Annotated in this window: 13 protein-coding genes; 5 read left to right on the forward strand and 8 right to left on the reverse strand. The window is 66.5% G+C overall.

Features of this window, described 5'->3' with window-relative positions:
• Position 1: 1 nt before the first annotated feature.
• The 3 genes from IVB46_RS28450 to ftsE form a co-directional block, all read right to left on the reverse strand.
• Positions 2 to 706, reverse strand: coding sequence for a YdcF family protein (locus IVB46_RS28450; RefSeq protein WP_247313294.1), 705 nt, complete (start codon positions 704 to 706; stop codon positions 2 to 4).
• 72 nt (positions 707 to 778) lie between these two features.
• Positions 779 to 1,747 carry an ABC transporter permease gene (locus tag IVB46_RS28455; RefSeq protein WP_063985782.1) on the reverse strand — a complete coding sequence of 323 codons (969 nt, stop codon included), beginning with the start codon at positions 1,745 to 1,747 and terminating at the stop codon, positions 779 to 781.
• On the reverse strand, positions 1,740 to 2,399 hold the full coding sequence (gene ftsE, locus IVB46_RS28460) for a cell division ATP-binding protein FtsE (RefSeq protein ID WP_014491659.1): 660 nt from the start codon (positions 2,397 to 2,399) through the stop codon (positions 1,740 to 1,742). Before ftsE ends, IVB46_RS28455 begins: the two co-directional genes overlap by 8 nt.
• A gap of 181 nt (positions 2,400 to 2,580) precedes the next feature.
• Between ftsE and IVB46_RS28465 the strand changes: the two genes are divergently transcribed.
• Both IVB46_RS28465 and IVB46_RS28470 read left to right on the forward strand, forming a co-directional pair.
• A complete protein-coding gene (locus IVB46_RS28465; RefSeq protein ID WP_247313298.1) occupies positions 2,581 to 3,459 on the forward strand; it encodes an MJ0042-type zinc finger domain-containing protein in 879 nt (292 codons plus the stop codon).
• Positions 3,460 to 3,518: 59 nt separating this feature from the next.
• Entirely contained in the window at positions 3,519 to 3,893 is a 375-nt protein-coding gene (locus IVB46_RS28470; protein WP_028147294.1) for a response regulator, read from the forward strand.
• 133 nt (positions 3,894 to 4,026) lie between these two features.
• Here IVB46_RS28470 and IVB46_RS28475 read toward each other — a convergent pair whose 3' ends face one another.
• Positions 4,027 to 4,932 (reverse strand): DUF4175 family protein, encoded by a 906-nt coding sequence (locus IVB46_RS28475; protein ID WP_071909343.1) that lies wholly within the window; start codon positions 4,930 to 4,932, stop codon positions 4,027 to 4,029.
• Positions 4,933 to 4,935: 3 nt separating this feature from the next.
• Positions 4,936 to 7,053, reverse strand: a complete 2,118-nt coding sequence (locus IVB46_RS28480) for a TIGR02302 family protein (RefSeq protein ID WP_247313301.1) — start codon at positions 7,051 to 7,053, stop codon at positions 4,936 to 4,938.
• A 178-nt stretch (positions 7,054 to 7,231) separates the two neighbouring features.
• Between IVB46_RS28480 and IVB46_RS28485 the strand changes: the two genes are divergently transcribed.
• Together IVB46_RS28485 and IVB46_RS28490 are read left to right on the forward strand one after the other, a co-directional pair.
• Entirely contained in the window at positions 7,232 to 7,615 is a 384-nt protein-coding gene (locus IVB46_RS28485) for a carboxymuconolactone decarboxylase family protein (protein ID WP_014491654.1), read from the forward strand.
• 232 nt (positions 7,616 to 7,847) lie between these two features.
• Positions 7,848 to 8,756 carry an NAD(P)-dependent oxidoreductase gene (locus IVB46_RS28490; protein ID WP_247313303.1) on the forward strand — a complete coding sequence of 303 codons (909 nt, stop codon included), beginning with the start codon at positions 7,848 to 7,850 and terminating at the stop codon, positions 8,754 to 8,756.
• Between the two features lie 206 nt (positions 8,757 to 8,962).
• Here the strand turns inward: IVB46_RS28490 and lysA are convergent, their stop codons facing one another.
• The 3 genes from lysA to argH all read right to left on the reverse strand — a co-directional run bounded on the left by lysA (position 8,963) and on the right by argH (position 12,036).
• Positions 8,963 to 10,228 (reverse strand): diaminopimelate decarboxylase, encoded by a 1,266-nt coding sequence (gene lysA / locus IVB46_RS28495; RefSeq protein ID WP_247313307.1) that lies wholly within the window; start codon positions 10,226 to 10,228, stop codon positions 8,963 to 8,965.
• Positions 10,229 to 10,251: 23 nt separating this feature from the next.
• Entirely contained in the window at positions 10,252 to 10,545 is a 294-nt protein-coding gene (locus tag IVB46_RS28500; RefSeq protein WP_063985789.1) for a lipoprotein, read from the reverse strand.
• Between the two features lie 93 nt (positions 10,546 to 10,638).
• Entirely contained in the window at positions 10,639 to 12,036 is a 1,398-nt protein-coding gene (argH, locus tag IVB46_RS28505) for an argininosuccinate lyase (RefSeq protein ID WP_071909339.1), read from the reverse strand.
• Positions 12,037 to 12,145: 109 nt separating this feature from the next.
• On the opposite strand from argH, the gene IVB46_RS28510 reads away from it, so the two are divergent.
• The gene (locus tag IVB46_RS28510; protein WP_063985791.1) at positions 12,146 to 12,811 is read left to right on the forward strand and encodes a TlpA disulfide reductase family protein; all 666 of its coding nucleotides are present in this window, start codon (positions 12,146 to 12,148) and stop codon (positions 12,809 to 12,811) included.
• Positions 12,812 to 12,813 lie beyond the last annotated feature (2 nt).

Consider the following 12,813-nt stretch of genomic DNA (forward strand, 5'->3'; position numbering starts at 1 on the left):
ATCAATTGGCCTGTGCCGTGGCGGGCCGCTTCGGCGCCACGCCTGCAGGCTGCTCCGACATCTCGGGCGAAAGGTCAATCCCGAAATCCTCCAGCCGCACCCTCAGCTCGGCGGCGATGTATTTGACGTATTCGGACAGGAGCAGCCGCAAGGTGGAGGCCGAGGTCCACCACGGCTCCTCACGCCATTTTTCGCCGACCACAGCGAACGGGATCAGCGTGGTTTCCGGCATCGCGTGCGAGAACTCCACCAGCGCGCGCGGCATGTGATAGTTCGAGGTGACGACGATCAGCGATCTGAAGCCGCGCCCCTCGGCCCAGCGCCGCGCTTCCGCCGCGTTGCCGCGGGTCGAGACCGCGGTGCGGTCGAGATCGACACAGCAATGCATGAAGGACTGGTTCTCCGGCAGCGTCCGGGAGATGTCACTCGCCGTCGAGGTCGGGTGCACGCCGGAGATCAGGAGCCGCTTGCCGTAGCCGGCCGCCAGGAGCTCCATCGCATCCGACACCCGCGAGGAGCCGCCGGTCAGCACCACGATGCCATCCGCCTTGCGGTCCGGCGCGATCTCCGCGCCGCGCAATTGCGACAGGAAGGCGATGAAGCCCGCCGCCGCGCCGACGAAGACGAACGCGATCGTCGATACCAATGCCGCGCGCAGCCAGCCGCGCGGCAATTTCGGCGATCGATCGTCGGTCGGCGAGGTCATATGATGTCGGTGATCCCTTCCCCGGATGATTTTAGGACGTTTTGAGGCGAAGTGGAGTCCGGTTTATCGGGCTCAATCGACATCATTCAGCGTCGCGAACAGCGTCTGGCGCGAGGCAACCGCGGTGATGGCGCCGATCAGCACCGCCTGCACGGCGAGCACGATGTAGCCCGACGGCCGCAGCGAGAAGGTGCCGAGCAGGGCTGCGAACTGGTCGCCGACGGGGGTCCCGGAAAACCAGCCGGCGATCGACTCGGAGAAGCCGAACACCAGCATGGCGGCGCCGCCGCCGATCACGCCGCCCTCCAGGCCCAGCCTGAGGAAGTGACGCAGGAAGCGGTTGGCGATGTACCGGTCGCCGGCACCGACGAAATGCAGGACCTCGACGATCGGTTGGTTCGCCGCCATGGCGCCGCGGGTCGCGAACGAGACCGAGATGATGGTCGCGATGATGACGAGGGCGAGGATGCCGATGCCGGCGAGCACGGTGGCGTTGGTCATCGAGCGCATCCGCTCGATCCAGGCGCGGTGATCGTCGACGCTGGCGCTCGGGGCGGCCTGGGTCACACGCGCGCGCAAGGCGCCGAGATCGAGCGGCGTGCCGGGCTGCACGCGCGCGATGATCATCCGCGGCACCGGCAAATCGTCCATCGACAGGCCGGTGCCGAGCCAGGGCTCGAGCAGCTTGCCGCTCTCGTCCTTGGTGAACGGCTTGACCTCGATGATGCCGGCCTGCGCGCGGATGGCCTCCGTCACTGCCGCGGTGTCGCGATCGAGATCGCGGCCGGTCTGCGGGCGGACCTGGATGGTGATTTCGCTTGCAACGTCCGACTGCCATTCCGCGGCGGAGGCACTGACGAGCAGCACCGTGCCCGTGGTCATCGAGGCGAGGAAGGTCATGATGGCGACGACGGCAACCAGCGCGCGGCCGTGGATCGAGGCGCGCGGCACGATCGGCGACATGTTGCGCGCCTTGGGCGGAAGCTGCGGACGCTCCTGTCCGAGATCGACCAGAACGCCGCGGTCGTCGGGCCTACTCATAGACGTGCAGCCGCCCCTGGTGCAGCACGAAGCGTCGCGCCTCGTACTGGTCCATGAGGCCGATGTCGTGGGTGGCGATGATGACGGCGGTGCCCGATTTGTTGAGCTCGATGAACAGCCGCAGCAGCCTGCGGCCGAGCGTCGGATCGACGCTGCCGGTCGGCTCGTCGGCGAGCAGGAGCTGCGGCCGCGAGATCACGGCGCGCGCGATCGCCGCGCGCTGCTTCTCGCCGCCGGACAGGATCGGCGGCAGCGCGTCCATGCGGTCACCGAGGCCGACCCAGCGCAACAGGTCGATCACCTCCTTGCGGTAGCTCGACTCGCTGCGGCCCATGACGCGGAACGGCAAGGCGACGTTCTCATAGGTCGTCATGTGGTCGAGCAGGCGGAAGTCCTGGAGCACGATGCCGATACGCTTGCGCAAATCCGCGATCTCGTCCTTGCCGAGCTGCGAGATGTCGTGGCCGAACAGGTTGACGAGGCCGCGCGTCGGCCGGTGCGACAGGAACAACAGACGCAGCAGCGAGGTCTTGCCGGCGCCGGACGGGCCGGTGAGAAACTGGAAGGAATGCGCCGGAATCTCGAAACTGAGGTCGCGCAGAATCTCCGGCCCCAGACCGTAACGCAATCCGACATTTTCGAACCGAACCAAGCTCAGCTCCGTTCGAGAGGGGGCGCGGGCCGCGCTGCTGCGCTCCGCCACACGCGATCAACGGGTTTTGCGACCGTTATGGTTTCCGGTTCGTTAACGGTCGCTCTGTAGCATCTGGGATGCCCGGTTCTCCGCGACCGGAGCATCGTCAAGACCAGTCCGTGCATCAAGGCTCGTGTCCATGCATATCGTCTGCCCCCATTGTACGACATCCTACGCCATCAAGCCCGCGAGCCTGGGGGCGAACGGACGAACGGTCCGCTGCTCCCGCTGCAAGGAGACCTGGGTCGCCTACGCCGAGGATGCCATCGAGGAGGCGTCCGTCCCGGCCATGGCGGCGGCCAGCCAGGCCGACGACCAGTCCGACCTCGCCGAGCAGTGGAACTCCTACGCCAGGGACGACGGCGCCGCGGACACGCCGGTCGTCGACAGCCCCTCGATCGCCAGCGACTGGCCGGCCGAGGACGCCCAGGCGACCGAGGACGAATGGTCAGCGGCGGCCCGCGCCGCCGAGGATGACGTCGTCGGCGCGCAGCACCAGTCCTGGTTCCGCGGCCTGTTCGGCCGCCGCGGGGCACGGGTGAGGCGCCAGGCCCCCACCGAGGCTCCGCGAAAATCCCATTTCGGCCTGCCGACCGCCTGCGCCGCCATGGGCGCGCTGGTGCTGGCGCTGGTCATCTGGCGCGGCGACATGGTCCGGCTGCTGCCGCAGACGGCGGCGTTCTACAAGATGGTCGGACTCGAAGTTAATTTGCGCGGGCTCGCGTTCAAGGACGTCAAGCTCTCCAGCGAGACCGTGGACGGTAAGCAGGTGCTGGTGATCGAGGGCGTGATCGTGGGCCAAAGCAAGAAGCCGCTCGATATCCCGCGGCTGCGCTTCGCGGTGCGCGACGCGCAGGGAGCGGAAATCTACGCCTGGAACACCGTGCTGGAGCAGACCGTGCTGCAGCCGGGTGAGCGCGCCTTCTTCCGCTCGCGCCTGGCCTCGCCGCCGCCCGAAGGCCGCAATATCGACGTTCGCTTCTTCAACCGGCGCGACATTGCCGGCGGCAGCGTGTAATCGATTTTGCATATCCCGCACGGGAGGCTGGTCCCAAGATTGGTCTCAAGGTTGGTCTCATGCCGAAAATCCTGATCGCCGACGACGAGGATTCGATGCGCCAGCTGGTGGCGCGCGCCATCGCCATGGACGGCCACGAGACCGTCACCGCGCAGGACGGCGCCGAGGCGCTGGAAATCCTGACCCGCGAGAACGGCGCGTTCGATCTCCTGCTCACCGATATCCAGATGCCGGTGATGGACGGCATCGCGCTGGCGCTCTCCGCCGCGCGCGATTTCCCTGACCTGACCATTTTGCTGATGACCGGCTTTGCCGACCAGCGCGAGCGCGCCTCGAATTTGAATGCGCTGGTGCATGACGTCGTGACCAAGCCGTTCTCGGTGGCCGACATCCGTACGGCGGTCGCGGACGCGCTGGCAGCGAAGAAGGCGTAGGGGGCGGCGTATTCCGCTGTCATGCCCCGGTCTTGACCGGGGCATCCAGTACGCCGCGGCCTCTCATTCAATCACAACCGTCTCTGGAATACTGGATCGCCCGCCTGCGCGGGCGATGACACCGAGTGTGACGTCAAAAATCCTTCAGCAGACGCTCGAGGTAATCGAGCTCGATCTGCGGACGCGCGGGATCGCTCAGGCGGCGGCGGAGCTCTTCGAGGATGCGGCGCGCGCGCTGGGCATCGATCTCGCCGGGAATCTTGACCGTGTAGTCGTCGCTGTATTCCTTGCCGCGCAGCGGCCGGCCCAGCGGGTCGGTCCGTTCGCCGCCGCTCTGCTGGCGGCCGACGGCCTGACCGGGGCCGTCACCATCGCCCGGATCCTGGCCTTCGCCGTTCTGCTGCCCGCCGAGCGCGTCGGCGAGATCCTGCATGCCCTTGCGCAGGGCGTCGATGGCCTTGCCCTGCGATGCCGTCGCACCGTCGGCATCGCCTTCGCCGATCTGATTGCCGGCATCTCCCATGGCGTTCTCGGCGGCGTCGAAGCCGTCATCGCCATCCTGGTCGCCGTCCTGACCCTGACCTTGGCCCTGCTGACCTTGTTGGCCCTGCTGCCCCGGCTGTTTCTGCCCGCGCTGGCCTTTCTGGCCATCCTGCTGCAAGCCCATCTCGGCGAGCTTCTTCTTGAGGGCCTCCAGCCGCTTCTTCAGTTGCTCCTGCCGGCCCTGCGTATCCTGCGACCCTTCGCGCGACGCCGAGGGATCGTTCGGATCGGGATAGAGATATTTCTCCATGTCCCGGATCGCCCGGGACTGCTGGCCAATGCTCTCGTCCGAGTTCTTGTCCTTCAGGTTGTCGGCGGATTGCTTCATCGACCGCTCGGCGCTGTCGAGCAGTGCATCCAGACTCTTCTGGTCGGCGCGCGACGACTGGGCGAGGCCAATCGAAGCCGTGGAACAGGACAGCATAAGCACGAGACAAGCCGTGGCGAGCCTTCCGCGCGCGACCTTGCCGTTCTGCCAGATTGAGGTGTGTTTCATGAGCTATCTCGCTCCCTGGGATTCACGCCAGGTCCTGAGCTCTTCGCGCAAGGCGTCCTGCTGCCTTGCCAGGTCCTCCAGCTGATCGCTGGTCGCGCCGCGCGTCTTCTGCCGCAGCTCTCTCGATTTGCGCAGGATCTCCGCGACCTTGGGCGGCAGAGGCTTGGTACGTTGGCCGCGTTTGGAATCCTTGCTCTGCCGGTCGGTTTCGTCGCGAAGCGCGTTCTGCTCCCGAAGCAGATCGTTCAGCTCGCGCGCAATCTCGTCCATCTCTTTCTGCTCGGCGCTGGGCGGCCCCGGAGGATTTTCCAGCGCGCGGGCCAGGCGGTCCAGCTCGCGCGCCGCCGCTTCGCGGTTGCCGCGCTGGATCAGCCGCTCGATGCGCTTCATCTGGTCGTCGAGGCCGATGGCCGGCCGCGCCAGCGGATTGCTGCGCATCTGCTGCGCGTACTGGCGCATGTAGTTGTCGAGCGCGGTCCGCAGATTGTCCATGAGCTTCTTGAGCTCTTCGTCGCTGGCGCCGCGCTGAAGCGCCTGCTTAAGCGCGTCCTGCGCCGCGCGCAGCGCCTTGGCGACGTCGCTGATGTTGCCGTCCTCGATCGTCACCGCAAGCGCCCACAGGCTCGCCACGACCTCACGCAGGGAATCGTCGGTGCGCGCCGCCTCGAGCTGGCGTGCGACGCTATGCAGGCCGAGATATTGCCCGGCTTCCGGCGTGAACATCTCGGGCGCGATCATCAGCGCGTCGAGCGCGGCGTAGACGTCGGAATTCTTGTTGGCGTCGAGCGCCAGGATGCGGCGCTGCTCGATCAGCGCGCGGGCGAGCGGCTTGGTGAACAGCCGGCCCGGCAAGCGCATGTTGAAGGGCTCGCTCTTCGCCTCGTTGCCGGCCTCGTCCTTGGCGGTGAGCGTCAGCGTCACGTCCGCACCGGAATAAGGATCCTCGCTGAGGTCCTTCACGGTCTGGCCGACGCCGTTGCGGGTCCGCGCATTGGGCAGGGTCAGCGCGAATTGCGGCGGCTGGAACAGCGGCCGCGCGGCCTTGCCGTCCGCGTCCTTGGTTCCGTCCTTGTCTTCGGTTGCGCGCGGAACGAATTGCGCGGCGGCGCCCGTGACGCCGTAATCGTCCTCGATCTTGTAGGAGAGCTGCAACGCGCCGTAGGCCTGACGCTCGGGATCCTTGGCGAGCGCGATCGTCGGCGCGCGGTCCGGCGTCGCCGCGAAGGCCCATTGCGGCTGGCCGGAAGGTGCGCGGACATGCGCAGTGCCGTCGCCGGTGATAGTAAAATGCTTCTCGTTGGTGCCCTTCGGCGCGGCCTCGGTGGGCGCGACCTCCTTGAGGCCGCCGGAGGTGACGACATCGAGGCTGCTACCGGAGGAGCGCACGATCAGGGTCGAGCCGGCCGGAACGGCGAGTGGGCCGCTCGCAGGCAGCGCTGCGGCCTCCTTGTTGGCGGCCGACAGGATGACCGGCGGCTTGCCGGTGTAGAGCGGCGGGGTGATCCAGGCATCGACGCGGACGTTGGTCGGCGCCAGCACGCCGTTCCAGTCGAACGCGGCACCTAACCGCATCGCGCGCTCGTCGCCGGCGGCGAAGAAGGTCGCGACCAGCATCACCATGACCAGCGCGCGCAGCGCCCAGGGATCGTGCAGGGCGAGGCGAGGATGCGGCAAGCCGGCACGGATGCGCTTGAGCGAAGCCAGCGTGCGCTCGCGCTGCGCCTGCCACAGCGCCAGCGCAACCGGGTCTTTCGAGCTCAGCGTGTCCGTCAGCGTCGTCGCCGGGCGGTGACGGATACCGGAGCCACGGTCGAGCCGGCTCAGAGCCTCGTCGCGGCTCGGCCAGCGGAAACGAAGCAGCGGGACCAGAGCGGCGATTGCGATGCCGGCAAAAGCCACGAGACCGATGGCACGGATGACGGACGGCAACGCCAGCCAGAGGCCGGCCCACGACACCACCAGGAACAGGCCGACGACAGTCAGCACCCGCGCCAGATGTGGCCAGGCACGTTCCCACGCGATGGCATAAATAGCCCGATCGAGGGCCTGCGCCAGCTTCAGCCGCGACAGAGCGTCGCCATCGCGGATCGGGTCTGACGGGTCGGGGGTGACGCCGTTCAATCAATTCTCCAGGTTGCCCGGTAGAGAAGCGTATCACAACGGCAGCACTGAGGCATCCGTTCCGGTACGGGAGAGACCCCTTTTCCCGCATAACACGAGGACGTGACTGGCCGGGCGCAACCCCGTAATTTCCACGCGCCATTCCCAAGGGAAACGCAAGGGAAATAGAGGGAACGCCATGGACAAGAAGATGCACGACAAGGGCCTGGAAGTCCGCAAAGCGGTGCTGGGCGAGGCCTATGTCAACAATGCCCTGAAGAACGTCGACGATTTCAACCGTCCGTTCCAGGAGATGCTCAACGAATATTGCTGGGGCACCGTGTGGGGCCGCGAGGAACTGCCGCGCAAGACCCGCAGCATGCTCAACATCGCCATGATCGCGATCCTCAACCGCCAGCACGAGTTTCGCGCGCATCTCAAGGGCGCGCTGACCAACGGCGTCTCCCGCGACGAGATCCGCGAGATCCTGATGCAGGTCGCGATCTATGGCGGGATGCCGGCCGCAGTCGACAGCTTTCGCATCGCGCGCGAGGTGTTCGCGGAGATTGACGGCAAGGCGTGAGGAAGGGCTTGAGGCCAACCTCTCTCCGACGTCGTCCCGGGGCGCGCGAAGCGCGAGCCCGGGACCCACAACCACAGGCAGATGTGGTTAGCGGGACTCGGAGTGACCGCTTTCGCGCAACAACTCCTCCCCGCGGATATGGGTCCCGGGCTCATCGCTTCGCGATGCCCCGGGACGACGAGCGTAAAATGTGACCCCGCTCTCACGCACAACAACAAACAAAGGAAACACCATGCACATCGGATTCATCGGCCTCGGAAACATGGGTTTCCCGATGGCGCGGCGGCTGATCGAGGCGGGGCACAAGCTCGTCGTGTTCGACACCCGCAAGGAGGCCGTCGACAAGCTCGTGGCGCGCGGGGCCACCGCTGCAGCCTCGCCGAAGGACGTCGCCGACCAGGTCGAGACGGTCATGGCGAGCCTGCCCTCGCTGCAGGCGTCGCTCGAGGTCGCCACGGGAGCGAACGGCGTGATCGAAGGGAGCCGCGCCAGGCGCTTCATCGATCTCTCCACCGTCGGCTCGACGATGGCGGCGAAGATCCACGGCCTGCTGGCAAAACGCGACATCGTGCAGATCGACTGCCCCGTCTCCGGCGGCGTCGGCGGCGCCGAGAAGGGCACGCTGGCGGTGATGGTCTCAGGGCCCAAAGCCGAGTTCGAGCTGCTCAAGCCCGCGCTCGACGTGATCGGAAAAGTGTTCTTCATCGGCGAGAAGCCGGGCGCGGCGCAGACCATGAAGCTCGCCAACAATTTCCTGTCGGCGACCGCGATCGTGGCAACCTCGGAAGCGGTGGTGATGGGCGTCAAGGCGGGGCTCGATCCCGCCGTGATGATCGACGTCATCAATGCCGGCTCTGGCATGAACACCGCGAGCCGCGACAAGTTTCCGCGCTCGGTGCTGCCGCGGACGTTCGACTTCGGCTTCGCCACCGGATTGATGGTGAAGGACGTGCGGCTGGCGCTGGAGGAGATGAAGCAGCTCGGCCTGTCGATGGAGGTCGCCGACGCGGTCGGACGACTATGGGAGACCGTGATCAGCGCGGAAGGCGCCGAGTCCGACTTCACCGCGGCGATCAAGCCGATCGAGAAGAAGGCGGGAGTTGTGGTCGGCGGAACGAAGGGTGGATTGGCCGGGAAGTAGCCGCCCCGCACGCTCGTCGTCCCGGGGCGTGCGAAGCGCGAGCCCGGGACCCATAACCACAGGCGGATGTGGTTACGGGGACTCGGAGTTACAGCTCAGGCAACAACTACACCCTGTGGTTATGGGTCCCCGCCCCCCGTGCGCAATTGCGCACTAGGCGGGGACGACAGCGAGGATGAGGCGCGGCCTTACCGCCCCTCAATCCCTCACAGCCACGGCGCCGGCGTGTCCATCGCGATCAGCTGCTCGACCTCGATGCGCGGGCGCACCACGGCGTATTGATCGCCCTTCACCAGCACTTCCGGCACCAGCGCCCGCGTGTTGTAGGTGCCGGCCTGCACCGCGCCATAGGCGCCCGCGGTCATGATGGCGATGAGATCGCCAGGCTTCGGCGTCGGCAGCGTGCGATCCAGTGCGAGATAGTCGCCGGTCTCGCAGACCGGGCCGACGACGTCGGCCATGATCGTGGCGGCGCCCGCGGCCGGCTGCGTCACCGGCAGAATGTCGTGATGCGCCTCGTACAGCGTCGGACGGATCAAATCGTTCATGGCGGCGTCGATGATGACGAAATTCTTGCCGTCGCCGTGCTTCACATAGATCACCCTGGCGACCAGGATGCCGGCATTGCCGACGATCATGCGGCCCGGCTCGAACATCAGCGTGCAGCCGAGATTGTGGCTGACGCGCTTGACCATGGCGGCATAGGCGTCGGGCGCCGGCGGCGCCTCGCGGTCCATGTAATAGGGAATGCCGAGGCCGCCGCCGAAATCGACGTGGCTGATGTTGTGGCCGTCACTGCGCAGCGTCTGCACGAATTCGGAGAGGATGCGGAACGCAGTCTCCATCTTGGAGAGATCGGTGATCTGGCTGCCGATATGCACGTCGGTGCCGGTGACCTCGATGCCCGGAAGTTTTGCGGCGCGCGCATAGACCTCGCGGGCATAGGCGATCGGAATCCCGAACTTGTTCTCGGACTTGCCGGTCGAGATCTTGGCGTGCGTGCCGGCATCGACATCGGGATTGACGCGCACGGAGATGCGCGCGGTCTTGCCCATCTCGGTCGCAAGCCGCGACAACAGCTCGAGCTCGGGCTCGGATTCGACGTTGAGGCAGAGGATGTCGGCCGCAAGTGCGGCGCGCAGCTCGGCCTCGGTCTTGCCGACGCCGGAGAACAGGATCTTGCTGGCGGGGATGCCGGCGGCCAGCGCGCGCTTCAATTCGCCGCCGGAGACCACGTCGGCGCCGGCCCCGAGCTTGGCCAGCGTGCGCAGCACCGACTGGTTGGAATTCGCCTTCATGGCGTAGCAGACCAGCACCTTCTCGCCGGCGAAGGCGTCGGCGAAGACGCGGTAGTGCCGCTCCAGTGTCGCGGTCGAATAGCAATAGAACGGCGTACCGACGGTTGCGGCCAGCTCGGACAGGTTCACGGCCTCGGCGTGCAGCACGCCGTTGCGATAGTCAAAATGGTTCATGGCGTCGGCTCAGCTATCCCGGCTCATTTTTTGCCGGGAGGTTCGTCCAGGAGCGGGTCGAGGATAAACGATTTCTTCTTGCCCTTGGCGGCGGCAGGCGCCGCGTCCGCACCGTAGCCGGGATTGAACACGCTCGGCGTCCTCTGGGCTTCGGTCTCGGTGTCGGTTGGAGCCGCGACATTGGCCGTGGATGCACTGGAGGCGGTCGGCGGCAGATCCAGCGGGCCCTTGCGGCCGCAGCCGGCAAGCGCGAGCGCCGTCAGGCTCAAGACAATGATGGCCCACCCCGAGCCGGCCGGGCGAAACTTTGACGTCACGACGAAATCCCCACTACGCGGGCCGCACCATACAGAGATTGGCGCGCTCTGGCGAGAGCCGGATGACCATGAAACATAAGCGAAATTTTGCCCTCAGCCCAATTTTCGCTCTTTTTCCAGCCGCTTCGCCCAGGCCTTGGCCTGCGACGCCACGTTCTTCGGCGCGGTGCCGCCGAAGCTGGTCCGGCTCTTCACCGACGATTCGACCGAGAGCACGCCGAGCACATCCTTGGTGATCTTGGGCTCGATCGCCTGCATCTCCTTCAGCGGCAGCTCGTGCAGTGCCACCCCGCCCTCGGCGGCCTTCGCCACGATACGGCCGGTGACGTGGTGGGCGTCGCGGAACGGCATCTTCAGCGTCCGCACCAGCCAGTCGGCAAGGTCGGTCGCGGTGGCATAGCCCTCGCCCGCCGCCGCCTTCATCTTCGCTTCGTCGGGCACGAGATCGCGGACCATGCCGGTCATGGCGCGGATCGCGAGCGACAGGGCAGCAAAGCCCTCCATCGCGCCCTGCTTGTCCTCCTGCATGTCCTTTTGATAGGCGAGCGGCAGGCCCTTCATCACGATCAGGAGGCCATTGAGCGCACCGATGACGCGGCCGGTCTTGGCGCGCACGAGCTCGGCGGCATCCGGGTTGCGCTTTTGCGGCATGATCGAGGATCCGGTGGTGAACTTGTCGCTGAGGCGGATGAGACCGACCAGCGGCGAGGTCCAGATCACGATCTCCTCGGCAAAGCGCGACATGTGCACGGCGCAGATCGAGGCCGCCGACAGCGTCTCCAGCACGAAGTCGCGATCGGAGACCGCATCGAGGGAATTCGCCATCGGGCGGTCGAAACCGAGCGCCTTCGCGGTGGCGTGGCGATCGATCGGGAACGAGGTGCCGGCGAGCGCGGCGGCGCCGAGCGGCGATTCATTGAGCCGCTTGCGGGCGTCCTGGAAACGGCCGCGGTCGCGCGCGGCCATCTCGACATAGGCAAGCAGATGATGGCCGAAGGTCACGGGCTGCGCGGTCTGCAGATGCGTGAAGCCGGGCATGACGGTCGCGGCATGTTCGAGCGCGCGATTGACGAGCGCGGCCTGGAACGCGGCGAGCGCCGCATCGGTCTCGTCGAGAACGTCGCGGACATAGAGACGGAAATCGGTCGCAACCTGGTCGTTGCGCGAGCGCGCGGTGTGCAGCCGGCCGGCGGCGGGGCCGATCAGCTCGGACAGGCGGCTCTCGACGTTCATATGGATATCTTCGAGGGCACGCTTGAACGTGAAGCCGCCCTTGCCGATCTCTGACAAAATCGTGTCTAGACCCTTGCCGATATTTTTCGCATCAGAGCCCGTGATGATGCCCTGCGCGGCAAGCATCGCGGCGTGCGCCTTGGATGCGGCAATGTCCTGGGCGAAGAGGTGACGATCGACGTCGATGGAGACGTTGATCTCTTCCATGATCTCATCGGGACGCTCCGAGAACCGGCCGCCCCACATCTTGTTGCTCATGATCCCCTGCTCACGCCTTGCTTGCCGCTGCTGCCGCACGTTTGCTGGCCGGAGCCAGCCGTATTAAGAGGCCCCTGATAGCCATATCTGCGACCGGATGACAAACGATATGCTCGACAAGACGCCCTCCGCCACGCGCCGGATCCCCCTCGTCATCGCCACCGTGGCGATCGGAGGGCTGGCCGGCTTCGCCGCGCTGTACGGGCTGGGCCTGAACCGGGCGCCGTCAGGCGATCCGGCCTGCCGGGCCGCAGTGGCAACGGCGCAAAAAATCGCCCCCCTCGCCCATGGAGAATTGGCCGCCCTGACCGTGGCGAGCGCGCCGCTAAAACTGCCCGATCTGGTCTTCGAGGACGCCGACGGCAAGCCGAAGAAGCTGTCCGATTTCCGCGGCAAGACGCTGCTGGTCAACCTCTGGGCCACCTGGTGCGTGCCCTGCCGCAAGGAAATGCCTGCGCTGGACGAGCTCCAGGGCAAGCTTTCGGGCCCGAATTTCGAGGTGGTGGCGATCAACATCGACACCCGCGACGCCGAGAAGCCCAAGACGTTCCTGAAAGAGGCCAATCTGACCCGGCTCGGCTATTTTAGCGATCAGAAAGCCAAGGTTTTCCAGGATCTTAAAGCCATAGGCCGGGCCCTGGGCATGCCGACCTCGGTGCTGGTCGACCCGCAGGGCTGCGAGATCGCGACGATCGCGGGGCCGGCGGAATGGGCGAGCGAGGACGCGCTCAAGCTGATCCGGGCTGCGACGGGCAAGGCCGCCGCGTCGCTCTAGGC

Source organism: Bradyrhizobium sp. 61 (genome assembly GCF_023073075.1).
GTDB lineage: Bacteria > Pseudomonadota > Alphaproteobacteria > Rhizobiales > Xanthobacteraceae > Bradyrhizobium > Bradyrhizobium barranii.

Coding starts and splice junctions, on each gene's coding strand:
- IVB46_RS28465 (WP_247313298.1), top strand. CDS start 2,581: ATGCATATCGTCTGCCCCCATTGTACGACATCCTACGCCATCAAGCCC.
- IVB46_RS28455 (WP_063985782.1), bottom strand. CDS start 1,747: ATGAGTAGGCCCGACGACCGCGGCGTTCTGGTCGATCTCGGACAGGAG.
- argH (WP_071909339.1), bottom strand. CDS start 12,036: ATGAGCAACAAGATGTGGGGCGGCCGGTTCTCGGAGCGTCCCGATGAG.
- IVB46_RS28510 (WP_063985791.1), top strand. CDS start 12,146: ATGCTCGACAAGACGCCCTCCGCCACGCGCCGGATCCCCCTCGTCATC.
- IVB46_RS28490 (WP_247313303.1), top strand. CDS start 7,848: ATGCACATCGGATTCATCGGCCTCGGAAACATGGGTTTCCCGATGGCG.
- IVB46_RS28450 (WP_247313294.1), bottom strand. CDS start 706: ATGACCTCGCCGACCGACGATCGATCGCCGAAATTGCCGCGCGGCTGG.
- lysA (WP_247313307.1), bottom strand. CDS start 10,228: ATGAACCATTTTGACTATCGCAACGGCGTGCTGCACGCCGAGGCCGTG.
- IVB46_RS28485 (WP_014491654.1), top strand. CDS start 7,232: ATGGACAAGAAGATGCACGACAAGGGCCTGGAAGTCCGCAAAGCGGTG.
- IVB46_RS28475 (WP_071909343.1), bottom strand. CDS start 4,932: ATGAAACACACCTCAATCTGGCAGAACGGCAAGGTCGCGCGCGGAAGG.
- IVB46_RS28470 (WP_028147294.1), top strand. CDS start 3,519: ATGCCGAAAATCCTGATCGCCGACGACGAGGATTCGATGCGCCAGCTG.